The sequence below is a fragment of the Erythrobacter cryptus DSM 12079 genome, assembly GCF_000422985.1.
GTDB lineage: Bacteria > Pseudomonadota > Alphaproteobacteria > Sphingomonadales > Sphingomonadaceae > Erythrobacter > Erythrobacter cryptus.
In genome coordinates this window covers 106,391-127,145 of sequence record NZ_AUHC01000010.1, presented here as the reverse complement: position 1 = coordinate 127,145, position 20,755 = coordinate 106,391, and the positions used below count along the sequence as shown (strand labels likewise).

At 68.7% G+C, this 20,755-nt stretch carries 24 protein-coding genes; 13 read left to right on the top strand and 11 right to left on the bottom strand.

The window, feature by feature from the left end; all coding sequences use genetic code 11:
• The first annotated feature begins 20 nt into the window (after window positions 1-20).
• From G524_RS0108260 to G524_RS0108250, 3 genes are all read left to right on the top strand, one after another.
• The gene (locus tag G524_RS0108260) at window positions 21-773 is read left to right on the top strand and encodes a M23 family metallopeptidase (RefSeq protein WP_027443295.1); all 753 of its coding nucleotides are present in this window, start codon (window positions 21-23) and stop codon (window positions 771-773) included.
• A gap of 285 nt (window positions 774-1,058) precedes the next feature.
• Window positions 1,059-2,621, top strand: coding sequence for an acyl-CoA synthetase (locus G524_RS0108255; protein WP_036857646.1), 1,563 nt, complete (start codon window positions 1,059-1,061; stop codon window positions 2,619-2,621).
• Window positions 2,618-3,910 carry a cytochrome P450 gene (locus tag G524_RS0108250; RefSeq protein ID WP_027443293.1) on the top strand — a complete coding sequence of 431 codons (1,293 nt, stop codon included), beginning with the start codon at window positions 2,618-2,620 and terminating at the stop codon, window positions 3,908-3,910. Before G524_RS0108255 ends, G524_RS0108250 begins: the two co-directional genes overlap by 4 nt.
• On the opposite strand, the gene G524_RS0108245 is transcribed toward G524_RS0108250, so the two are convergent.
• Complete coding sequence (locus tag G524_RS0108245; protein WP_027443292.1) at window positions 3,907-4,800, bottom strand: UTP--glucose-1-phosphate uridylyltransferase; 894 nt, start codon at window positions 4,798-4,800, stop codon at window positions 3,907-3,909. The two genes, G524_RS0108250 and G524_RS0108245, sit on opposite strands and share 4 nt — an antisense overlap.
• Before the next feature lie 137 nt (window positions 4,801-4,937).
• On the opposite strand from G524_RS0108245, the gene murA reads away from it, so the two are divergent.
• Complete coding sequence (gene murA, locus G524_RS0108240; RefSeq protein WP_027443291.1) at window positions 4,938-6,218, top strand: UDP-N-acetylglucosamine 1-carboxyvinyltransferase; 1,281 nt, start codon at window positions 4,938-4,940, stop codon at window positions 6,216-6,218.
• A 13-nt stretch (window positions 6,219-6,231) separates the two neighbouring features.
• Here murA and G524_RS0108235 read toward each other — a convergent pair whose 3' ends face one another.
• The 4 genes from G524_RS0108235 to G524_RS0108220 all read right to left on the bottom strand — a co-directional run bounded on the left by G524_RS0108235 (window position 6,232) and on the right by G524_RS0108220 (window position 8,568).
• Window positions 6,232-6,465, bottom strand: a complete 234-nt coding sequence (locus tag G524_RS0108235) for a ribbon-helix-helix domain-containing protein (RefSeq protein WP_027443290.1) — start codon at window positions 6,463-6,465, stop codon at window positions 6,232-6,234.
• Window positions 6,466-6,482: 17 nt separating this feature from the next.
• Complete coding sequence (locus G524_RS0108230; protein WP_036857645.1) at window positions 6,483-6,995, bottom strand: hypothetical protein; 513 nt, start codon at window positions 6,993-6,995, stop codon at window positions 6,483-6,485.
• A gap of 129 nt (window positions 6,996-7,124) precedes the next feature.
• The gene (thiS, locus tag G524_RS0108225; protein WP_051220993.1) at window positions 7,125-8,111 is read right to left on the bottom strand and encodes a sulfur carrier protein ThiS; all 987 of its coding nucleotides are present in this window, start codon (window positions 8,109-8,111) and stop codon (window positions 7,125-7,127) included.
• Between the two features lie 67 nt (window positions 8,112-8,178).
• On the bottom strand, window positions 8,179-8,568 hold the full coding sequence (locus tag G524_RS0108220; RefSeq protein WP_027443287.1) for a MerC domain-containing protein: 390 nt from the start codon (window positions 8,566-8,568) through the stop codon (window positions 8,179-8,181).
• A 163-nt stretch (window positions 8,569-8,731) separates the two neighbouring features.
• Here G524_RS0108220 and G524_RS0108215 point away from each other — a divergent pair, with 163 nt between their 5' ends.
• The 5 genes from G524_RS0108215 (at window position 8,732) to rpsI (ending at window position 12,153) form a co-directional block, all read left to right on the top strand.
• A complete protein-coding gene (locus tag G524_RS0108215; RefSeq protein ID WP_036857644.1) occupies window positions 8,732-9,811 on the top strand; it encodes a COX15/CtaA family protein in 1,080 nt (359 codons plus the stop codon).
• Complete coding sequence (gene cutA / locus G524_RS15340; protein WP_051220992.1) at window positions 9,808-10,158, top strand: divalent-cation tolerance protein CutA; 351 nt, start codon at window positions 9,808-9,810, stop codon at window positions 10,156-10,158. Before G524_RS0108215 ends, cutA begins: the two co-directional genes overlap by 4 nt.
• Window positions 10,159-10,210: 52 nt before the next feature.
• The gene (locus G524_RS0108205; protein WP_027443285.1) at window positions 10,211-11,011 is read left to right on the top strand and encodes a hypothetical protein; all 801 of its coding nucleotides are present in this window, start codon (window positions 10,211-10,213) and stop codon (window positions 11,009-11,011) included.
• A 147-nt stretch (window positions 11,012-11,158) separates the two neighbouring features.
• Entirely contained in the window at window positions 11,159-11,638 is a 480-nt protein-coding gene (gene rplM, locus G524_RS0108200; protein WP_036857643.1) for a 50S ribosomal protein L13, read from the top strand.
• A complete protein-coding gene (gene rpsI, locus G524_RS15335) occupies window positions 11,638-12,153 on the top strand; it encodes a 30S ribosomal protein S9 (protein ID WP_036857642.1) in 516 nt (171 codons plus the stop codon). Before rplM ends, rpsI begins: the two co-directional genes overlap by 1 nt.
• 88 nt (window positions 12,154-12,241) lie before the next feature.
• Here rpsI and G524_RS0108190 read toward each other — a convergent pair whose 3' ends face one another.
• The 3 genes from G524_RS0108190 to G524_RS0108180 all read right to left on the bottom strand — a co-directional run bounded on the left by G524_RS0108190 (window position 12,242) and on the right by G524_RS0108180 (window position 13,625).
• Window positions 12,242-12,439, bottom strand: coding sequence for a hypothetical protein (locus G524_RS0108190; RefSeq protein ID WP_027443282.1), 198 nt, complete (start codon window positions 12,437-12,439; stop codon window positions 12,242-12,244).
• Between the two features lie 151 nt (window positions 12,440-12,590).
• A complete protein-coding gene (locus G524_RS0108185) occupies window positions 12,591-13,343 on the bottom strand; it encodes a metallophosphoesterase family protein (protein WP_036857641.1) in 753 nt (250 codons plus the stop codon).
• Between the two features lie 9 nt (window positions 13,344-13,352).
• Entirely contained in the window at window positions 13,353-13,625 is a 273-nt protein-coding gene (locus tag G524_RS0108180) for a hypothetical protein (protein WP_036857640.1), read from the bottom strand.
• A gap of 230 nt (window positions 13,626-13,855) precedes the next feature.
• Between G524_RS0108180 and G524_RS16990 the strand changes: the two genes are divergently transcribed.
• Window positions 13,856-14,179: a UrcA family protein gene (locus G524_RS16990; protein ID WP_169447837.1), complete on the top strand. Its 324-nt coding sequence runs from the start codon at window positions 13,856-13,858 to the stop codon at window positions 14,177-14,179.
• Window positions 14,180-14,320: 141 nt separating this feature from the next.
• On the opposite strand, the gene G524_RS0108170 is transcribed toward G524_RS16990, so the two are convergent.
• The 3 genes from G524_RS0108170 to fumC all read right to left on the bottom strand — a co-directional run bounded on the left by G524_RS0108170 (window position 14,321) and on the right by fumC (window position 17,897).
• Window positions 14,321-15,079, bottom strand: a complete 759-nt coding sequence (locus G524_RS0108170; protein ID WP_027443278.1) for a LytR/AlgR family response regulator transcription factor — start codon at window positions 15,077-15,079, stop codon at window positions 14,321-14,323.
• A 20-nt stretch (window positions 15,080-15,099) separates the two neighbouring features.
• The gene (locus G524_RS0108165) at window positions 15,100-16,335 is read right to left on the bottom strand and encodes a sensor histidine kinase (protein ID WP_027443277.1); all 1,236 of its coding nucleotides are present in this window, start codon (window positions 16,333-16,335) and stop codon (window positions 15,100-15,102) included.
• A 146-nt stretch (window positions 16,336-16,481) separates the two neighbouring features.
• Window positions 16,482-17,897, bottom strand: a complete 1,416-nt coding sequence (gene fumC, locus G524_RS0108160) for a class II fumarate hydratase (protein WP_051221002.1) — start codon at window positions 17,895-17,897, stop codon at window positions 16,482-16,484.
• Window positions 17,898-18,100: 203 nt separating this feature from the next.
• Here fumC and G524_RS0108155 point away from each other — a divergent pair, with 203 nt between their 5' ends.
• The 3 genes from G524_RS0108155 to G524_RS0108145 are packed head-to-tail and all read left to right on the top strand — an operon-like array spanning window position 18,101 to window position 20,747.
• The gene (locus tag G524_RS0108155) at window positions 18,101-18,706 is read left to right on the top strand and encodes a protein-L-isoaspartate O-methyltransferase family protein (protein WP_027443275.1); all 606 of its coding nucleotides are present in this window, start codon (window positions 18,101-18,103) and stop codon (window positions 18,704-18,706) included.
• A 44-nt stretch (window positions 18,707-18,750) separates the two neighbouring features.
• Entirely contained in the window at window positions 18,751-20,181 is a 1,431-nt protein-coding gene (locus G524_RS15330; protein WP_036857639.1) for a TolC family outer membrane protein, read from the top strand.
• A 59-nt stretch (window positions 20,182-20,240) separates the two neighbouring features.
• A complete protein-coding gene (locus G524_RS0108145) occupies window positions 20,241-20,747 on the top strand; it encodes a DUF2497 domain-containing protein (RefSeq protein WP_027443274.1) in 507 nt (168 codons plus the stop codon).
• Window positions 20,748-20,755 lie beyond the last annotated feature (8 nt).

Here is a 20,755-nt window from a genome sequence, read left to right as displayed (position 1 = left end):
CGATGGGAACCGGGTCGGCTATGAATTTTCTCGTGCGTCACGTGCTCAGGCTCGCCGCTTCGGTCGGCGGAGCTGCCATCCTTGCCGCTGCCGCACCGGCCTCAGCCAACAGTGCCAATGCCGCCAATGCCAGCGCCGACGTGCTCGAGCCGGTGCGCGAGGCCCAGGGCGAGATCGCCGAGGCGGGCGATCCGCGCTTCAAGTCGCTCTTTGCCAGCTGGACCGCGATCGAGCGCACCACCCCGGTGCTCGGCACCCCGGTCGGCCCTGCCGCCGGCGCGGCGGTTCCTGCCTATTCCTCGCCGCTGCCGCAGCGCGGCATTTCGGTGCCCTCGCGCATGCCGCTTGAGGGCGCGCAGCTCACCAGCGGCTTCGGCATGCGTAACCACCCGGTGCTCGGCGGGCGCCGCCACCACCAGGGGATCGATCTTGCCGCCCCCACCGGCACCCCGGTCTATGCCACGGCAGACGGGATCGTCGGCCGGGCGGATTGGTATTCGAGCTACGGGCTGTTCATCAGCATCAACCACGGGGCCGCGCTCGAGACGCGCTATGCCCACCTCTCGCGCCTTGCCGTGGCCGCGGGGGACAGCGTCAAGAAGGGCGACCTTATCGGCTATGTCGGCTCGACCGGGCGGTCGACCGGCCCGCACCTTCATTACGAAGTTCGTGTCGAGGGGGTTGCAGTCAATCCGATTCCGTATATGGTGGAGAGCGAGGCCCAGCTTGCCTATGCCCGCGATGCCCGTTTGACCGGACAGGGCGGCGAATAGGAAAGCCGGGAGGGCGGCCCGGATCGGCAGCCCGGATTTTGCAGGATTGCCCGCTGGATGCGGGCCGGACATTGGAGAGGGTGTCCGAACATGGCGGCGGGTCTTCCCGCCGCCTTTTTTCTTGCCTTTCGGCCTTGGCTACCCCGCCACCGGGGTGACGCGCCTTTTGGGTAGCAAATCACATACTCTTTTCCCTTGCGGGCGTTCCCGCGGGCGCTAGATTTTTCTTCCGGAGAGCCACGTGAGGCCCGGCCGTGTTGGCGCGGGGCCGCAAGGGAGAGAAACATGTCGATGCACCCGATCGCGCACGCCGCGAAGCGCCCCGATCATCCCGCCGTGATCATGACCGGATCGGGCAAGCAGATCACCTATGGCGAGATGGACGCCGAATCGAACCGCTTTGCCCATCTGCTGCGCGCCCGCGGGATCGGGCCGGGCGATGCCTTTGCGGTGCTGCTCGAAAACCGCATCGAATATTTCACCCTGATCTGGGGTTCGCAGCGCGCCGGCACGATGATGGTGCCGATCTCCTCGCGCCTCACCGCGCCCGAGGCGGCCTATATCATCCGCGATTCCGAGGCGAAGCTGCTGATCACCAGCACCGCCTTTGCCGGGGTGCTCGAGGGCATCCGCGCCGAATGCCCGGGGCTTGATGTGCTGGTGATGGATGCGGGGGGCGATGAAGATTTCGCCGCCGCGCTGGGCGCGCAGCCGACGACCCCGATCCCCGATCAGAGCGCGGGCCTGCTCATGCTCTATTCCTCGGGCACCACCGGCCGGCCCAAGGGCATCCGCCCGGCCCCGCCGGCCGATCCCGATCCCCAGGCGCCGGTGCCGCTGCTCGGCCTGGCGACGCTCGGCATGGGCATGCCGGCCGATGGCTCGATGGTCTATCTCTCCCCCGCCCCGCTCTATCACGCCGCACCGATCGGCTGGTGCTCGGTGGTTCACCGCCTCGGCGGCACGGTGGTGATGATGGAGAAGTTCGATCCCGAAGAAGCGCTCAAAGCAATCGAGCGCTACAAGGTGACCGACAGCCAGTGGGTGCCGACCCACTTCGTGCGCCTGCTGCGGCTCGAGCCGGAGGTGCGGGCGAAATATGACCTCTCCAGCCACCAGCGCGCGATCCACGCCGCTGCCCCCTGTCCGGTGCCGATCAAGCAGGCGATGATCGAATGGTGGGGGCCGATCGTGAACGAATATTACGCCGGCTCGGAAATGATCGGGATGACGCTGGTCAAGTCCGAACAATGGCTGAAGAAGCCCGGCACGGTGGGCGTGGCGGTGCACGGCAAGCTGCACGTGTGCGGCCCTGATGGCGAGGAATTGCCGCCGGGCGAGGACGGGCTCATCTTCTTCGAGAACGATCAATTGCCGACCTATCACAACGACCCGCAGAAGACCGCCGAGGCAATGCACCCCAAGGGCTGGATGACGCTGGGCGACATCGGCCATGTGGATGAGGATGGCTTCCTGTTCCTCACCGACCGCAAGAGCCACATGATCATCAGCGGGGGCGTCAACATCTATCCGCAGGAAATCGAGAACCTGCTCATCACCCATCCCAAGGTGATGGATGCCGCGGTGATCGGCGCGCCCTGCCCCGATCTGGGCGAGAAGGTGGTGGCGGTGGTGCAACCGCGCAACATGGCCGATGCCGGCCCCGCGCTCGAGGCCGAGCTGCGCGAATTCCTCGCCCCGCAGCTTGCCAGGATCAAGATGCCCAAGCTGTTCGATTTCCGCGCCAGCCTGCCGCGCGAGGCCAATGGCAAGCTCTACAAGCGCGAGCTGCGCGATGAATATGCCGCCAAGGCGCGCGCCGAGGCCGAAGCCGGGGCGGCGGCGTGAGCGGGCCGGCGGTGCTGCCCGGGCCGATCGCCCGCCAGGTGATCGACCCCCATGCCTATGCCGAATGGCACGGGCTGCTCGACACCTTCGATGAGATCCGCGCCCAAACCCCGGTGGCGCTGGTGGCGCCGGAGACGGAAGGCCTGTTCGATCCCTTCTGGCTCGTCACCCGCTACGACGATGTGATGCGCATCTCCAAGGACAATGCCGGCTTCCTCAACAATCCGCGCCCCGTGGTGTTCAGCTTCAACGAGGCGATCGCCTTCTCGCGCGCGGCCACGGGATCGAACATGCTGGTCGATTCGCTGGTGGTGTTCGATGCGCCGATCCACCCCAAATATCGCAAGCTCACGCAGGAATGGTTCATGCCGCGCAGCCTTGCCCGGCTCGAGGCGGAGCTGAAGGCGCTGGCCGCGCGCATGGTCGAACAGATGCTCGAGAAGGGCGGCGAGGTCGATTTCGTCAAGGAGGTCTCCGGCCCCTATCCCTTGCGGGTGGTGATGCAGATCCTCGGCGTGCCGCCGGAGGATGAGCCGCGCATGCTGATGCTCACCCAGCAATTGTTCGGCGGGCAGGACAAGGACCTTTCGGGCACCGGCATGGAGAACATGACCCCCGATCAGGTGGTGCAGATCGTTGCCGGGGCGGTGCGCAGCTTCGAGGACTATTTCGCCGCGATTGCCGAGGATCGGCGCAAGCACCCCACCAATGACGTGGCGAGCGTGATCGCCAATGCCATGGTCGATGGCCAGCCGCTGCCGCCGCGCGACATGGCGGGCTATTACATCATCGTCGCCACCGCCGGGCATGACACCACCTCGGCCAGCACCGCTGGGGCGATGCAGGCCTTGGCGAATGATCCCGAACAATATGCCCGCGTGCGCGCCGATCGCAGCCTGCTGCCCGGCATTGTCGAGGAAGCGATCCGCTGGACCACCCCGGTGCAGCACTTCATGCGCACCGCCGCTGAGGATTGCGAGATCGGCGGGCAGGCGATCAAGGCGGGCGACTGGCTGATGCTGAACTATGTCGCGGCCAACCACGATCCGGCACAATTTGCCGATCCGCGCCGGTTTGATGCCGCCCGTTCGCCCAACCGCCACCTCGCCTTCGGCGCCGGGGCGCACCAGTGCCTCGGCCTCCACCTGGCCCGGCTGGAGATGAGGATCCTGTTCGAGGCGATCCTCGATCGCATCGCCGCGGTGGAACCGGCGGGCGAGGCCAAGCGCGCGAGCAGCACCTTTGTCGGCGGATTGAAGACCCTGCCGATCAGAGTGACGCCGGCCTAGCCGAGCAGCCGCTGCGCCATGGCCCGCACCGCCTCGCCCATGTCGGGGCGCGACAGGGCGATCGCCAGTGTCGCCTCGACAAAGCCGACCTTGCTGCCGCAATCATAGCGCGCGCCATCGAAGGTGAGGGCGTGGAAGGGCTGGGAGCCGATCAGCTTGGCCATGGCATCGGTGAGCTGGATTTCCCCGCCGGCACCGCGTTCCTGCGCTGCGAGCAGGCCCATCACCTCGGGCTGGAGGATATAGCGGCCCGAGACGATCTTGTTCGAGGGCGCCGCGCTCACCGGGGGCTTTTCCACGAGGCCGCGCACCTCGGTCAGCTTGCCGCGGCTCTCGCCCGGAGCGATCACCCCATAGCTCGAGACCTGTTCGATCGGCACCTCGAGCACGCTCACGAGATTGCCGCCGACCTCTTCATAGGCCTCGACCATCTGCTTCATGCAGCCGCTGCCGCCGGCGCGCGCCACCATCAGCTCATCGGGCAGGAAGATGGCAAAGGGCTCGTCCCCCACGATCGCGCGGGCGCACCAGATCGCATGGCCAAGGCCGAGCGGCACCTGCTGGCGCACCGCGATGACATCGCCCGGCACGGCGCGGGTGCAATCGAGCACCGAGGTATCGCGGCCGCGCTCGGCCATGGTCTTTTCGAGTTCAAAGGCGATGTCGAAATGCTCGACGATCCCGGTCTTGCCGCGCCCGGTGACGAAGATCATCTGCTCGATCCCCGCCTCGCGCGCCTCGTCCACGGCATATTGGATGAGCGGGCGATCGACCACCGGCAGCAGTTCCTTGGGCACCACCTTGGTGGCGGGCAGGAACCGGGTGCCAAGGCCGGCAACGGGAAAGACCGCTTTCCTGATCGGTTTGGGACGGCTCGGCGTGGCGGACATGGGAACCCCGTTGTGACACTGTCTCGGCGGTGAGGCCGCGCCCGGCTCTCGTGCCGCGCTGCAGCGAGGTGGTCAACCATTGTTGCGCGCACATGCGGCGATGTTGCGCCAGAGGCACTTTTCGCTAAGGCGGGCGGATGGACAAGCTCATCATTCACGGCGGCAAGCGCCTTTCCGGCACGATTCCGATTTCGGGCGCCAAGAACGCCGCGCTCACCCTCATCCCCTGTGCGCTGCTGACCGAGGAGCCGCTGACGCTGCGCAACCTGCCGCGGCTTGCCGATATTGATGGCTTCCAGCACCTGATGAACCAGTTCGGCGTCACCACCGTGATCCAGGGCACGCGGCCCGAGGATTTCGGGCGGGTGATGAGCCTTGAGGCGCCGCGCATCACTTCGACGGTCGCCCCCTATGATCTGGTGCGGCGGATGCGCGCCTCGATCCTGGTGCTCGGGCCGATGCTCGCGCGCGCCGGCGAGGCGACGGTGTCGATGCCGGGCGGCTGCGCGATCGGCAACCGCCCGATCGACCTGCATTTGAAGGCGCTCGAGGCCTTCGGCGCGCGGATCGAGCTCGCGGCCGGCTATGTCAAGGCGCACCAGCCCGATGGCGGCCTGCCCGGCGGGGATTTCGACTTTCCGGTGGTGAGCGTGGGGGCGACCGAGAACGCGGTGATGGCCGCGGTGCTGGCCAAGGGCACCAGCCGCCTGTTCAACGCCGCGCGCGAGCCCGAGATCGTCGATCTGTGCAATCTGCTCGTGGCGATGGGGGCCGAGATCGAGGGGATCGGCACCTCCAGCCTCACCATCCACGGCGTCAAACGCCTGCACGGGGCGACCTACCGGGTGATGCCCGACCGGATCGAGGCCGGCTCCTATGCCTGCGCGGCGGCGATCACCGGGGGCGCGGTGCGGCTCGAGGGCGCGCGCGCCGAGGACATGATGGCCACCATCCACGCGCTCCAGGCGATCGGCATCCATGTCGATTGGGATGCCAAGGGGGTGACGGTGGAGGCCAATGGTGCGCTCAAACCGGTTGACCTCACCACCGCCCCCTATCCCGGCCTTGCCACCGACATGCAGGCCCAGCTGATGGCGCTCCTGTGCCGGGCCGAGGGCACCAGCGTGCTCAAGGAGACGATCTTCGAGAACCGCTTCATGCACGTGCCCGAATTGCGCCGCATGGGCGCCAACATCACCACCGAAGGGCGCACCGCGGTGGTCAAGGGCGTGGAGAGGCTGACCGGGGCCGAGGTGATGGCCACCGACCTCAGGGCCTCGATGAGCCTGGTGATCGCCGGGCTTGCCGCCGAGGGCGAGACCACGGTGCGCCGCCTCTACCACCTCGATCGCGGCTATGAACGGCTCGAGGAAAAGCTCCAGCTGGTCGGCGCGGATATCGCCCGGGTGGATGACTAGGCCGGTTGGTTGACTAGGCCGGGCGATTGGCGACCAGCCATACCCTGATGGCGCTGGCAAGGCCCGGCGGGGTGGGGGCCTTGATCCGCTCGGCATCGATGCGGGCAACCAGCGCGGCCACGGCCAGCCCCTCGCGCGCCGCGGCGGCGCGCAGCATCTCCCAGAACAGCGGCTCGAGGCTGATCGAGGTGGCATGGCCCGCGATGGTGAGCGAGCGCTTGACCGGAGGGTGATAGGGCACAGCCATGCGCCCGATCCTAGCAGCTAGGCAGCCTCGAAGTCGTCCACATATTCGGGGAAGAACACCGGCTCGCGCTCGGACCAGCCGGGGGCGGTGGCCGCCGCCTCGGAGAGCGATTGCAGCAACAGCTTGCGCCGCGCCGGGGGGATCAGCGGCAGCGCGCTGGCGGCGCAGAAGGCCGCCGGCAGGAAAGGGCGCACCCTGGCGCCGAGCAGGCGTTCATAGAGGAAGCGGAAGGCCGAGAAGCTGGCAAGGCGCCCCTGCTCGAGATCGAAGGCGGCAAGGCGAACGAGCTTGCCGAGGAAGCGCTCGACCTCCTGGCCGCTGCTGTCCTGCGGGATCAGGCCGCGCAGCGTCTTCAGATCCTGATAGGCGACATATTGGCGGCGGATGGCGATGTTCTCGGCCTCGCTGCGGCCCCAGCGGCGGAAGGCATCGGTGCGGGCCAGGCCGATATCGAGGCTGCGCTTGATGTAGCGCTGTTCGGCCGGGGCAAAGCCGGCAAATTCGCGCATCTCGGCAATCGGCAGCATCATGGCGCGTCTCCTTCGTGCCGGAAGAACGTCGCCCAAGATGGTTAATTTAGGGTTAGGTATGAAAATCGCCGCTGGCGTCGAGACGATAGGCTGGCGGGCGGCATGCGCGCGCCGGCGCTTGCGGCTAGGTCAAATAAGCCCCGCAAGCGGCGAGCTGGGATCGGCATACATCCGCCGGCCCATGCGCCCGGCAAGATAGGCCTCGCGCCCGGCCTCCACCGCGAGCTTCATCGCCCGGGCCATGCGCACCGGATCCTTGGCCTCGGCGATGGCGGTGTTCATCAGCACCCCGTCGCAGCCCAGTTCCATCGCCACCGCCGCGTCCGAGGCCGTGCCCACCCCGGCATCGACCAGCACCGGCACCTTCGCGCCCTCGACGATCAGGCGGATGGTGACGCGGTTCTGGATGCCAAGGCCTGAGCCGATCGGGGCGCCCAGCGGCATGATCGCCACCGCCCCGGCCTCCTCCAGCTGGCGCGCGGCGATGGGGTCATCGACGCAATAGACCATCGGTAGGAAGCCCTCCTTGGCCAGCACCTCGGTGGCGCGCAGGGTTTCGCGCATATCGGGATAGAGTGTGCGCGCCTCGCCCAGCACCTCGAGCTTGACGAGATCCCATCCCCCCGCCTCGCGCGCGAGACGCAGGGTGCGAATCGCCTCCTCGGCGGTGAAGCACCCGGCGGTGTTGGGCAGATAGGTGATCTTCCTGGGATCGATGTAATCGGTGAGCATCGGCGCCTTGGGATCGGAGATGTTGACCCGGCGCACTGCCACGGTGACGATTTCCGCCCCGCTTGCCTCGACCGCGGCGGCGTTCTGTTCAAAGCTCTTGTATTTGCCCGTCCCCACGATCAGCCGGCTGCGGAAGCTGCGCCCCGCGACGCTCCAGCAATCCTCGGCCGGGGCGGCATGATCCCCACCGCCGACGAAATGGACGATCTCGAGCTTGTCGCCCTCGGCCAGCGGCGCATGCCCAAGGGTCGAGCGCGGCACGATTTCGCCGTTGCGTTCCACCGCCACCTTTTCCGGCGCAAGTTCGAGTTCGCGCACCAGCTCGGCAAGCGTGGCAGCGGCCGAGCGGTGCGGCGCGCCGTTGAGAGTGAAGGACTTGATCATGGCGCGAGACATAGGGCCTTGCGCCCGGCCTGCAAGCGCGCGTTTTGACGAGGCGGCGCGTGGCCCCTCAGCGGCCCGCGCGCAGGTTGAGCCAATGCGCCGCGCCGACGATCCCCACCCCGGCGAGCGTGAGCGCGAATTCGCGCGGGCCATGCGGCACCATCAACGCGCCGGCCATCAGCGCCAGGCCCGCCAGCGCGACCACGAAGGGCAGGCGCCGCCGGTGGCGCCGCAGCCCCCAGCCCAGCGCCAGCGCGGCCACCCCGAGCGCGAGGACAAGGCCGATACGGTGGATCTGCTCGTCCATCAGGAAATGCCCGCCCAGCCCCAGCGCCGAGACCAGCACCAGCGTGGCGATGCAGTGCAGCGCGCACAGCCCGGCAAGGCCAAGCCCCACCTGATCGAGGCGGCGGCGCAGGACGCTGCGAGTCGCGAAGGGAAATCCGGGAAGGCACATCTCGCCCTTGCACATATGTAATGTTGTCACATTGCGCAAGCGGCGATGGCGCCTTTCTTGGCGCCGCGCCCGTGCCCCAGCTTCTCGATTGGGTGCGCGTCCCGCATGGGTGCTTGCGCCAAACGGGCTTGCGCTGGCGGCGCGCCCGGCACAAAGAGCCGCCATGGCCAGCACCGCCGCCCCCGCCCCGCACCCGATCGCCGCCCCGCCCTCCACCCGCGCCCGGCCGCTGGCGTTGGCGCGCTGGCTCGAGCTGGTGGCGGGGCTGGTGGTGCTGATCGTGCTGGTCGGCGGGATCACCCGGCTCACCGAAAGCGGGCTTTCGATCACCGAGTGGAACGTGGTGAGCGGCATCCTCCCGCCGCTGAGCGAAGCGGCCTGGCAGGCCGAATTCGCCAAATATCAGGCGACCGCCGAGTTCCGCTATGAAGCCGGGCCGGCGGGGATGGATCTGGCCGCCTTCAAGTTCATCTTCTTCTGGGAATGGTTCCACCGCATCCTTGGCCGGGTGATCGGGCTGGCCTTCCTTGTGCCCTTTGCGGTGTTCGCGCTGCGCCGGGCGATCCCGGCGGGCTATGGCTGGCGGCTCGCGGCGCTGTTTGCACTGATCTGCGGGCAGGGGGCGCTCGGCTGGTTCATGGTCTCCTCGGGCGTGGGCGCGAGCGAGCTTACCGATGTCAGCCATTTTCGCCTGGCCGCGCATCTCCTGACCGCGCTGTTCCTGCTCGGCGGCCTCATCTGGACGGCGCGCGATCTCAGACGCCTTGCCGCCGATGCGGCCGCGCGCCCGGCGCTGCCCACCCCTGCCGGGCTGCTGATCGCCGCGGTGCTCATGGTGCAGCTGCTGCTAGGGGCCTTTGTCGCCGGGCTCAATGCCGGGCACGCCGCCTATGACTGGCCGCTGATGAACGGGCGCCTCGTGCCCGAGATCGACTGGTCGCGCGGCGCCCTGTGGACGCTCACCAACGATCCCTTCCTGCTGCAATTCCTGCACCGCTGGTGGGCGTGGGTGGCGGTGGCGGCGCTGGTGTGGCTGGCACGACGGGTGCGCCGGCATGACCGCTTTGCCAGCATCGCGGTGCACAGCGCCTTTGGCACCATGGTGCTGCTCGGCATTGCCACGGTGATGAGCGAGGTGTCGCTGTGGATCGCCGCGGCCCACCAGCTGTTCGGCGCGCTGACGGTGGCCACCACCGCGTGGGCGCTCCACGCCGATGCGCTTGTGCGGGCACAGCGACAATGAACGGCGCGGCGCTGGTCTGGTGCCCCTTTCCCGATGCCGAAAGCGCCCGTGCGGCGGTGGCGCTTCTGCTCGACGAGGGGCTGATCGCCTGCGCCAACATCATCGGTACGATCGAATCGCACTTCACCTGGCAGGGCGCGCGCGACAGCTCCAGCGAGGCCGGGGTATTGCTGAAGACGCGCAAGGAATGCTTGACCGAACTCGTCAACCGTTTGGGCGCACTCCACCCCTATGATACGCCCGCGATCATCGGCTGGGAGGCAGCGGCTGCCCATCCGGCCACGCTGGCCTGGCTTGCGGCAAGCTGCGCCGCGCCGCTGCCCGGCGCGCCACCGGACGCGGCGTAGGGCTGAGCAACGGGGCGGGAAGACGCCGGCGCCTGTGTGAGGGGATGCGAGGATGGCGAGCACTGCGATCACCCGGCGCCGCCTCATCGCGCTCCTCGGCGCCGGGCTTGCAGCAGGCGCGGCGGGGCGCAGCGCGGCGACGGGCGGGGCGTCGCCGCTCAGCCTGCCGCAGCGCCCGCAGCGGCTCGAGCGGGTGCTCTCCCACGTGGTCGGCGGGCACAGCGCCCTCAGCGTGCGGCGCGGCTGGGAGGTGTGGTTTGCGCCCCAGGGCCGCGGGATCGCGGTGAGCGGGCGCCAGCTCTTTGCCGAGGTCAATGCCCCGCCCCAGCTTGCCGCGCTCGCCCGGATCGAGCAGCAGCGCACCGAGACCGGGCTATTCCCGCTGATGCTCGATGCCGATGGCGCGATCCTGCCGGTCGCCGATGCGCAAGGGGTGAGCGAGGCGGTCACCGCGGCGCTTGGCGCAGCCGAGGAACTGATCGCGCGCGGGCCGGGGCCGGCCGATCAGCGGGCGCTCCAGCGCGCCTATCTCGCCCGGCTCGATGCCGTCGGGGCTGATCTGTTTGAACAGCTGCCGCGCGATCTGTTCTTTCCCACCGGGGTCCCGAGTGTGGTGCGCGAGACGCTCACCCTGCCCGACGGGCTGATCGGCAGCTTCACCGTGGAATACCGCGCCGCGCCGCAGCCCGATGCCCCCTGGCTCAGCCGGGCCGAGCGCGTGATCACCACCCGCATCGGCGCGCAGGAACGCCGCCGCGAGGAGCTGTGGCGGATGGGCGATCTCTTGCCGCCAGGGGCCGAAGCGCCCTTGCGGTATTATTTTACCCTACGGCGAAACCGCGCTTTTGCTTGACTTTCGCCAAGCTCGGCGACATTGGCCCCGCACTTTCCGCGGCCTGCCCGTGCCGGGGCGAATCCGGCGGGGCGCGGGGCCAGCGGGCGGCAGGGGCCCCTCGCAAGGCCCCATGCCAAGCCTCTTGAAGAAGCAAGGACACATGCCATGAAGGCGCTCAGCAAGCAGACCCGGTCGATCAAGCCGGCCGAGGTCGAGAAGAACTGGCACATCATCGATGCCGATGGCCTCGTCGTCGGCCGCCTCGCCGCGATCATCGCCAACATCCTGCGCGGCAAGCACAAGCCGAGCTACACCCCGCACGTCGATTGCGGCGATCACGTGATCGTCATCAATGTCGAGAAGGTGAAGTTCACCGGCAACAAGATGGGCGAGAAGGTCTATTACAAGCACACCGGCCACCCCGGCGGGATCAAGGAGACCACCCCGGCCAAGGTGCTGGGCGGGCGCTTCCCCGAGCGGGTGCTGGAAAAGGCGGTGGAGCGGATGATCCCGCGCGGGCCGCTTGGCCGCAAGCAGATGAAGGCGCTGCACCTTTATGCCGGCAGCGAGCATCCCCACGCCGGGCAGCAGCCCCAGGTGCTCGACGTTGCTTCCCTTAACCGCAAGAACAAGGTCACCGCGTAATGACCGCTGAAACCACCACCGTCACCGATCTGGCCGATCTCAAGGACATTGCCGGCGCCGTGCCGCAGGGCGATGCCGCCGAAATCGCCCGCACCACCGCCCCGCTGCGCGCGCGCGAAGTCGATGCCCAGGGCCGTTCCTATGCCACCGGCCGCCGCAAGGATGCGGTGGCGCGAGTGTGGGTCAAGCCCGGCACCGGCAAGATCACCATCAACGGGCGCGATCAGGAAGTCTATTTCGCCCGGCCGACGCTGCGCCTCGTCATCAACCAGCCCTTCACCATCACCGATCGTGCCGGGCAGTATGACGTGATCGCCACGGTGCGCGGCGGCGGGCTTTCGGGCCAGGCCGGCGCGGTCAAGCACGGGATCGCCCAGGCGCTGACCAAGTACGAGCCTGAGCTGCGCCCCGTGGTCAAGGCGGCCGGCTTCCTCACCCGTGACAGCCGCGTGGTCGAGCGCAAGAAGTACGGCAAGGCCAAGGCCCGCCGCAGCTTCCAGTTCTCGAAGCGCTAAGCCCCGGCGCCCCCTTGCGGGCGGCAACGAGAAAGGGCGGCTCCCCAGGCGGGAGCCGCCCTTTCCCTTTGGGCAACGCTCTTGCGGCTCAGCGTTGCAGCAGCATGATCCCCCAGGCGAGACCGCTGCCGGAGAAGAAGATCGGCCAGGACCAGTAGAACCTGGTCTCGGCCAGCGCCACCGTGTGGATCGCCAGTGGCCCGGCGCTGGTGCCCTGCGAACCGATCACCAGCGCGATGATCGCCGAGAGCACCGCGCCGAAACTCGCCGCCTTGATGAAATCCATCACCCTGTCCTCGCTCGCTTGCCTTTTTCCGCCGCGGGGGCCGGGCCGGGGCGCAGGGCCAGCGCGCCGCCACCCCCACCGGCGCCGTGATTCCATCAACAATTCCTTAATGCCAAACCTCGAAAAAGGGTTAAGGCCCGCCCCCGCAAGATTACCGCGCCGCGCCCGGCAGGCTGCGGATTTCGGTGCTGATTTCCCCCCCGGGCGCGCAGGTGATCACCCGATAGCAAGGCGGCACGCCGCGGCGCAGGCGGGTGGAAAGCGTGCCGGTGCCGATCATCCGCAGGCTCTGCCCGCCATGGCTGCGCAGCTGATCGAAGGGCACGTGGACATGGCCCGAGATCACCGCATGAGCTCCGGCCGCGGCGAGCGCGACAAAGGCCGCGTCACCGCCGATGGTGGGGTTGCGGCGCTGGCCCGGGGGTCCGAGCAGCGGGTGATGCGCGATCACGATGCGGGTGCGCGGATCGTCGCGCAAGCCCGCCAGCGCCGCGAGGGTCTGGCGCAGCGCGGCGGGGCGCACCACCCCGTCAGACCAGGGAAAGCGCGGTTGGGCGCGCACCGTGGTGCGCAGCGGCACCAGCACCACATCTGGCGAGGCAAAGTCCCCCGGAACCGCCGCGCGCAGCCGGCGATAGCGGCGGAAGGGATCGGCAAAGCGTTCCCACAGGTTGTAATAGGGCAGATCGTGATTGCCCGGCTCGAGCACCACCGGCACCCCGAGCCCCGCCAGCCAGCGCGCCGCCGCGGCATATTCGGAATGCTTGGCGCGCTGGGTGAGATCGCCGGTGCACACCACGGCATCGGGCCGCTCATCGGCCACCGCGCGCGCCACCGCATCGAGCGCGGCCTTGTCCTCGACCCCGAAATGCACATCGCTGATATGGAACAGGCGGGTGGTCATCGCGCCCGCCTATAGCCTGCCGGTGAGCACAAGCCAGGTGGCAAGCGCATTCAATGCCGTGTAGCCGGCATAGGCAAAAACAAAGCCCGGCCAGCCCTCGACCGAAAGCGCCAGGGCAAGGCACAGCACCACGAATTCGGTGAAGAAGGAGGCGCGGCGGCTCAAAAGCTGGCTCGACCGGGGCAGGCGCGCAAACAGCGGGTGGCCGCTTTCAAACACCGCCTTGCCCATCGCGAAATTGGCGATGCCCAGCACGAAGATCGCAAATGTCGCCCAGCCCATGCCTACCAATATGGTGCGGCGCCGGTCGATTGGAAACCGCGCTTCATCGCCCGGTGCGCGCGCTTCGTCATCCCGCCCCCACGCCGGTCGAGGTGCGCCGCCGCTTTGGTCGAGGCGCGGCTGCGCCGGCGCGGCGGGGCGGCTATCAAGGGTTCAGCAGCGGCGCCGAAAGCCCCCCGCGACCGGCCCCCGACTGGTCCCGGCGCCGCTGCAGAGGAAAGGACAAGCCCATGAAACCCCTTGCGAAACTGATGACCCATGCGGTTGCCGCCGCCGGCCTTGCCGCGGCCGCCTTCACCCCCGCCCAGGCTGGCCAGATGGAACAGATGCGCGTGACCGTCAGCGCCGATGACCTCAACCTTGCCACGCCGGCGGGCCAGCGCGCACTCGATCAGCGGGTGGAAAAGGCGGTGCGCCAGGTGGGCCGCGTGACCAGCCTGACGACCGGCTCGCGGATCCTCTCGCAGGAAGTCAAGACCTGCCTTGCCAAGGCCCGCGCCGAGGCCCGCCAGCAGGTTGCCGCGCTGGTGCGTGCCGACCAGCGGGGCGGCTGACCTGCGCCCCCTCCCGATCCTGCGCGCACCTCCCCCGAAAGGCTGCGCGCAGCTGCCACGGCCCGAACCCTTCCAGTCCCTGGGGTTCGGGCCGTCTTTTTGTTCCCGAGGCGCAGGCCCGATAGAGGCGGGCCGCGCGCGTCAGCGCCCCGCCATCGCCTTGACCCGCGCGAGGTAGGTGCGCCCGATGCGCAGCGCCTCGCCGCTCACCAGCTCGGCCGACCACACCCCGAGGCCATCGTGCCTGAGGCCGCGGATGTGATCGCGCCTGAGAATGGTGGAGCGGTGGATGCGGATGAACTGTTCGGGATCGAGCCGCGCCTCGAGCCCGGCGATGGTCTGGAGCAGCAGATAGCTTCGCGCCGCCGGCCCGGTGCCGACATGCAGGCGCACATAATCGCGCTCGGCATCGATGCGCAGCACCTCGCTCACCGCGATCCGCAACAGCTCCGAGCGGTGCGGCACCCACAGTTCCTCGAGATAGCGGCCCTGGCGCGGCCGGCGCTGCCCGCGGCGGGCGAGCGCGCGGGTGATCGCCCGGGCGAGCCGATCGGCCGAGACCGGCTTCAAGACATAGTCCACCGCTTCAAGATCGAAGGCCTCGACCGCGAAGTGATCATGCGCGGTGACGAAGATCACCACCGGGGCGGCTTCCTGCTCGGCAAATCGGCGCGCCACGCCAAGGCCGTCAAGCTCGGGCATGGTCATGTCGAGCAGCACCAGATCGGGCTGGAGCTTTTCAGCCAGGCGCAGCGCCGCGGCCCCGTCGCTCGCGGTGCCGACCACGGCAACGCTGGGGATCTCGGCACAGATCACCTGCACCCGCTCGACCGCGAGCGGCTCGTCATCGACGATCAGGGTGCGCAGCACCTGGGGCTGGGTCTCGCTGGTCTCAGGCATGGCTTGTTTCGGGCATGGCTTCAGGCATGGGGGCCACTCATCCGGGATAGGGGAATGCGGATCTCGCTGCGATAGCCGCCCGGCACCGGGCCGGAGGCAAAGCCGATATCGGGGCCTAAGCGCGCCTCGAGCCGGTCGCGCACATTGGCAAGGCCGATGCCGAAGCCGTGCTGCGCGCCCTGCGGCACGCCCGGGCCATCATCGCTGACGGTGATCACCAGCCGATCGAACTCCTCGCGCGCCGCGAGCGTGATCGTCACCGGGCGCGAGACCGGCGAGACCGCGTACTTGACCGAGTTTTCCACGAGCGGCTGCAGGATCATCCCCGGCAGGCGCGCATCCTCCAGCCCCTGGGGCAGATCGAACACGGCCCTGAGACGGGTGGGAAAGCGCACCGCCTCGATCTCGAGATACAGCCTTTGCAGATCGAATTCGTCGCGCAGCGCGACATCGGCGGTGGGCTCGGCGGCGAGCGAATGGCGATAGAAGCGGCTGATCGTCTGGATCATCGTCTCGGCCGCCTCGGTCTTGCCGGTCATCACCAGGGCCGAGAGCGAATTCAGGGTGTTGAACAGGAAATGCGGGTTGACCTGATAGCGCAAGGAGCGCAGCTCGGCGGCCTTGGCGGCAGAGCGGAACTGCTCCTCGCGGCGCTGCGCCGCGCGCGCCTGCACCCCGGCGAGCAGGGCAAAATAGGTCGAGGCCCAGGCAAGCAGGAGGAAATAGCGCCCAAGCGCGACATCGAGCAGCTTGCGCCAGAAATCCCCCAGCGTCTCGGCCGGCTCGATGATCACCGATTGCGTGCCCGCCGCCGTGCCCCCCGGCCCCTGCAGCGGCACATCGACGAGCAGGTTGCCGCTCTCATCGCGGCGCAGGTTGAGATTGAGCTTTTCCCCATAGGCGCGTTCGATCGCCGGGGACATATCCTTGAACACCCAGTAATTGACCTGGCCGATCGCGAGGGCGACAGGAAGCGCGAGCACGATCGCGGCGGAAATCTTGATCCACAGCGCGCGGTTGTCGAACAGGCGCAAGAGCAGCCACAGGACCAGCGTCAGCGCGATGCCGATGGCGGTCACCACCAGCCGCCGCCAGGCCAGCTCGAACTGGAAGCCGATGTCCATCACCAGGCTGCGCACCGTGGTGAGGAGGAAATAGGTGGCCCACAGCACCACCATCGAGAACAGCACGGCGCGCAGCGGCACGCGCGGCGCGCTTTCGCCGGGGCCGGGCGCAGGTAGGGAATCAGCCATCATTCTGGCCCTGCCAGATAGCGCCGCGCCCGGCGCTGCGCCATGGCGGGCGGCGCCGGTGGTCGGGCGCGGTTGCGCCTTGGTCGAAAGCTGAACGCCTGTTCAGCGAGGCGCCCCCCAAAAAACCGCGGCCCAATCCTGCGCGCGCCTCAATCGCGCGGGCGGATCATCTCGGACGGCACCACCCAGGCATCGAACTGCTCCTCGGTGAGCAGCCCGAGCGCCAGCGCCGCGGCCTTGAGCGTGGTGCCCTCGGCATGGGCCTTCTTGGCGATCTTCGCCGCATTGTCATAGCCGATATGCGGATTGAGCGCGGTGACCAGCATCAGGCTTTCGTTCAACAGCTGGGTGATGCGGGCGGTGTTGGCCACGATCCCGACCACGCAATTGTCGGTGAAGGCATGGGCGGCATCGCCGATCAGCCGGATCGATTGCAGCACGTTGTAGATGATCACCGGCTTGAACACGTTGAGCTCGAGGTGCCCGTGCGATCCGGCCACGCTCACCGCCACGTGGTTGCCCATCACCTGGGCGCAGACCATGGTCATCGCCTCGCACTGGGTGGGATTGACCTTGCCCGGCATGATCGAGGAGCCGGGCTCGTTGGCGGGCAGGATCAGCTCGCCCAGGCCCGAGCGCGGACCGGAGGCCAGCAGGCGGATGTCGTTGGCGATCTTCATCAGGCTGACGGCAAGCACGTTCAATGCCCCTGACAGCTCGACCATGGCATCATGCGCGGCCAGCGCCTCGAACTTGTTGGGCGCGGTGACGAAGGCATGCCCGGTCTCGGCCGCGACCTCGGCGGCAAAGGCGACATCGAAGCCCACCTTGGCGTTGATCCCGGTGCCCACCGCGGTGCCGCCCTGCGCCAGCTCGAGCACGCGCGGCAGCGCCGCCTCGATCCGCTTGATCCCGTAGCCGACCTGCGCGGCATAGCCCGAGAATTCCTGCCCCAGCGTCATCGGGGTGGCATCCTGGAGGTGGGTGCGCCCGATCTTGACGATCGGCGCAAACTCCTCGGCCTTGGCCTCGAGCGCGCCGTGGAGCTTCCTCAAGGCCGGCAGCAGGTGATCGATCACCTCGCAGGCCGCGGCAATGTGCATCGCCGTGGGGAAGGTGTCGTTCGAGGACTGGCCCATGTTGCAATGGTCGTTGGGGTGAACCGGGCTCTTGCCCCCGCGCTTGCCGGTGAGGATCTCGTTGGCGCGGCTGGCGATCACCTCGTTGGCGTTCATGTTGGTCTGGGTGCCGCTGCCGGTCTGCCACACCACCAGCGGGAACTGGTCAGCCAGCGTCCCGTCGATCACCTCGCGCGCGGCGGTGACGATCGCCTCGCCGAGCGCGGGATCGAGCACGCCGAGCTTCATGTTGGCGCGCGCCGCGGCGAGCTTTTGCACCCCCAGCGCGCGGATCAGGGCGGGGGGCATCTTCTCGCCGCCGATCGGAAAATTGATGATCGAACGCTGGGTCTGCGCGCCCCAGTGGACATGCGCCGGCACCGCCACCTCACCCAGCGAATCGGTCTCGATCCGCACCGCCCCATCCTCGCGCATCATGTCGCTCATCGAACCCATCCCTCGCTAAGTCGAATACCGCAGCGCTTGTCGCCGCGCTCCCCTAAGCACTCGCCGCCGCCAAGGTCAAAGGGCGAAATTGCCCGCCGGGCGGCCACGGCACGGGGCCGCAAAGCGCTTGGAAGCGCGCCGCGGCGGGTTTAAGGAGGGCTTGACGGGCTGTATTGCGCACATAATACAGCCGAGCCGGAGACATGATCGAGACCATGACCATCACCCTGCCCGATTTTGCCACCGCGCGGCGCGCCATGGTTGACAGCCAGCTGCGCACCAGCGGGGTCAACGAGGAATATGTGCTGGCGCGGATGCTGGCGGTGCCGCGCGAGGAGTTCCTGCCTGCAGACAAGGCCGCGCTCGCCTATATCGACCGCGCGATTGCGCTGGGCGAGGGCCGGGTGCTGGCCGCGCCGCTGTTTTATGGCAAGCTCCTCAGCGAAGCCGCGCCCACCTCGAAGGATGCGGCGCTGGTGGTGAGCGGGGGCACCGGCTACCTTGCCGCGCTCGTCGCCCCGCTGGTCGGCAGCCTTGCCGAAATCCCCGCCGATGAAGCCGCCAAGGGCACGGTGGCGGGGAGCCACGATCTCATCCTCATCGACGGGGCGATCGAGCGCCTGCCCGACGGGCTTGCTGCGGCGCTCGCCGAGGGCGGGAGGATCGTCACCGGGCTGGTGCTGCGCGGCGTCACCCGCCTCGCATCGGGGCGCAAGATCGGCGGGCAGGTGAGCCTCCAGCCGATCGAGGATCTCGGCATCCCGGTGCTCCACGCCTTCGACGCGCCTCGGGGCTGGACCTTCGCGTGAGGCGGCCGAGCGCTTCCCTTGCGCGGGTCGCGGCGCCGGGCGCTTTGGTGCTCGCGCTCGCGCTCGGCGCTGGCCCGGCGGCGGGTGAGACGCTGCGCGAGGCGCTGGCGAATGCCTATGGCACCAATCCCACGCTCGAGGCCGCCCGCGCCAACCAGCGCGCGATCGACGAGGGCGTGCCGATTGCCCGGGCGCCGGGCCTGCCCTCGCTCAATCTCACCGCCACCCACACCGAGTTTCTGCGCCAGTCGGCCAACGCCTTCACCGCGCCCGAGCGCAACCTCGGGGTGCAGGCCCAGGCGCTGGTGCCGATCTATTCGGGCGGCGCGGTGCGCAACGCCATTGCCGCCGCCAAGGAGCGGGTCGAGGCCGGGCAGGCCGATCTGCGCAACACCGAAAGCGTGGTGTTCAGCCAGGTGGTCGCCGCCTATATGGACGTGCTGCGCACCGAGGCGCTGACGATGCTCGCGGCCAACAATGTCGCGGTGCTGAAAACCAATCTCGAGGCAACCGGCGACCGCTTCCAGATCGGCGACCTCACCATCACCGATGTCGCCCAGTCGCGCGCGCGCCTCGCCGTGGCCGAGGGCGACCTCAAGCAGGCCGAGGCCAATCTCATCGCCGCGCGTGAGACCTATATCCGCCTCGTCGGTCGCCCGGCGAGCGCGCTCGAGGCGCCGCCGCCGCTTCCCGGCCTGCCCGATACGCTCGAAGAGGCCATCGCCGCGGCGCTCGCAAACAACCCCAATCTCGAGGCCGCGCGCCTGCGCGCCGAAGCCGCCGGGTTCGACACCAAGGTTGCCGGCGCGGGACGCCTGCCGACGCTGGGCGTGTTCGTGAACGGGCAATACAGCGACTTCTTCGGCACGCTCGGCGGGCCGGTGGCGGCGCAGTTCGTCCAGCGCGAAACCACTGCCAACGCCGGGGTGCGGCTCACCATCCCGCTGTTTCAGGGCGGGCTGCCCGCGGCGCGCCAGCGCCAGGCCGGGGCGCGCGAGAGCGCCGCGCTCGAGGACGTGATCGCTGCCGAACGCCAGGTGATTGCCGAGACCCGCTCGACCTTCGCCAACTGGCAAGCCGCCAATCAGGTGATCAAGAGCGCCCAGGCCGCGGTCGAGGCGGCCGAGCTCAGCCTCGAAGGGGTGCGCGCGGAAAACTCGATCGGCAACCGCACCGTGCTCGACGTGCTCAATGCCGAGCAGGAACTGCTCCAGGCCCGGGTGCAGCTGGTGACCGCGCGGCGCAACGCCTATGTCGCGGGCTTCTCGCTGCTGGCGCTGATGGGCCGGGCCGAGGCGCGCGATCTCAACCTCGATGGCGGGGTGCTCTACGATCCCGAAGTCAACGCCCGGCGGGTGAGCAGCAAGCTGTGGGACTGGGACCGCGATCCCAGGCCCGCGGCGAAATCGACCAGCACCGTTGACATTCCTGCCCCCGACGCAATGATCGGCCCGCAACTCGCCCCCGGCGAATAGGCTTTCCCGATTCGGGACAGGGCCTTGTCGCGGGCAGGTGCAGGCAGGTGGGGCAGATCATGGCGCAGCACAGTGAACCCTCGGTCGAGGAAATCCTCGAATCGATCAAGAAGGTGATCGCACGCGACAACCGCGCCGGCGCGCTCGAGGCGCGGCGGCGGCGCGCGCTGCAGGCCGAGGAGGTCGCGCGCGAGGCGGCGCCGCTGGCGCGTCCGCACCGCGTGGAGGATGCCGAGGAAGTGCTCGATCTTGCCGACATGGAATATGCCGGGGAGGAGGAGGCGGGCCATGATGTGCCGGCCATGCCGCTCGCCGAGGGTGAGGAAGCCCCGCTGATCGCCGAGCCGGTGGTGGGCGCGATGCAGGAGAACCTCGCCGCGCTCGCCATGCTGGCCGAGCCGGGCGCGCGCCCGCAGATCGTGCGCCAGGGCGAAACCTCGCTCGAAGGGCTCACCCGCGAATTGCTGCGCCCGATGCTGGCCGAGTGGCTCGAGGCCAACCTGCCCGCCATGGTCGAACGCCTGGTGCAGGCCGAAATCGCCCGGATCGTCGGCAAGCGCCGCTAGGCTCTGGC

Excerpts from the sequence above, each read along its gene's own strand:
- G524_RS0108260 (WP_027443295.1), top strand. The coding sequence starts at position 21 with ATGAATTTTCTCGTGCGTCACGTGCTCAGGCTCGCCGCTTCGGTCGGC.
- G524_RS0108255 (WP_036857646.1), top strand. The coding sequence starts at position 1,059 with ATGTCGATGCACCCGATCGCGCACGCCGCGAAGCGCCCCGATCATCCC.
- G524_RS0108245 (WP_027443292.1), bottom strand. The coding sequence starts at position 4,800 with ATGTCCGCCACGCCGAGCCGTCCCAAACCGATCAGGAAAGCGGTCTTT.
- murA (WP_027443291.1), top strand. The coding sequence starts at position 4,938 with ATGGACAAGCTCATCATTCACGGCGGCAAGCGCCTTTCCGGCACGATT.
- G524_RS0108235 (WP_027443290.1), bottom strand. The coding sequence starts at position 6,465 with ATGGCTGTGCCCTATCACCCTCCGGTCAAGCGCTCGCTCACCATCGCG.
- G524_RS0108230 (WP_036857645.1), bottom strand. The coding sequence starts at position 6,995 with ATGATGCTGCCGATTGCCGAGATGCGCGAATTTGCCGGCTTTGCCCCG.
- thiS (WP_051220993.1), bottom strand. The coding sequence starts at position 8,111 with ATGATCAAGTCCTTCACTCTCAACGGCGCGCCGCACCGCTCGGCCGCT.
- G524_RS0108220 (WP_027443287.1), bottom strand. The coding sequence starts at position 8,568 with ATGTGCCTTCCCGGATTTCCCTTCGCGACTCGCAGCGTCCTGCGCCGC.
- G524_RS0108215 (WP_036857644.1), top strand. The coding sequence starts at position 8,732 with ATGGCCAGCACCGCCGCCCCCGCCCCGCACCCGATCGCCGCCCCGCCC.
- cutA (WP_051220992.1), top strand. The coding sequence starts at position 9,808 with ATGAACGGCGCGGCGCTGGTCTGGTGCCCCTTTCCCGATGCCGAAAGC.
- G524_RS0108205 (WP_027443285.1), top strand. The coding sequence starts at position 10,211 with ATGGCGAGCACTGCGATCACCCGGCGCCGCCTCATCGCGCTCCTCGGC.
- rplM (WP_036857643.1), top strand. The coding sequence starts at position 11,159 with ATGAAGGCGCTCAGCAAGCAGACCCGGTCGATCAAGCCGGCCGAGGTC.
- rpsI (WP_036857642.1), top strand. The coding sequence starts at position 11,638 with ATGACCGCTGAAACCACCACCGTCACCGATCTGGCCGATCTCAAGGAC.
- G524_RS0108190 (WP_027443282.1), bottom strand. The coding sequence starts at position 12,439 with ATGGATTTCATCAAGGCGGCGAGTTTCGGCGCGGTGCTCTCGGCGATC.
- G524_RS0108185 (WP_036857641.1), bottom strand. The coding sequence starts at position 13,343 with ATGACCACCCGCCTGTTCCATATCAGCGATGTGCATTTCGGGGTCGAG.
- G524_RS0108180 (WP_036857640.1), bottom strand. The coding sequence starts at position 13,625 with ATGGGCTGGGCGACATTTGCGATCTTCGTGCTGGGCATCGCCAATTTC.
- G524_RS16990 (WP_169447837.1), top strand. The coding sequence starts at position 13,856 with ATGAAACCCCTTGCGAAACTGATGACCCATGCGGTTGCCGCCGCCGGC.
- G524_RS0108170 (WP_027443278.1), bottom strand. The coding sequence starts at position 15,079 with ATGCCTGAGACCAGCGAGACCCAGCCCCAGGTGCTGCGCACCCTGATC.
- G524_RS0108165 (WP_027443277.1), bottom strand. The coding sequence starts at position 16,335 with ATGATGGCTGATTCCCTACCTGCGCCCGGCCCCGGCGAAAGCGCGCCG.
- fumC (WP_051221002.1), bottom strand. The coding sequence starts at position 17,897 with ATGAGCGACATGATGCGCGAGGATGGGGCGGTGCGGATCGAGACCGAT.
- G524_RS0108155 (WP_027443275.1), top strand. The coding sequence starts at position 18,101 with ATGATCGAGACCATGACCATCACCCTGCCCGATTTTGCCACCGCGCGG.
- G524_RS0108145 (WP_027443274.1), top strand. The coding sequence starts at position 20,241 with ATGGCGCAGCACAGTGAACCCTCGGTCGAGGAAATCCTCGAATCGATC.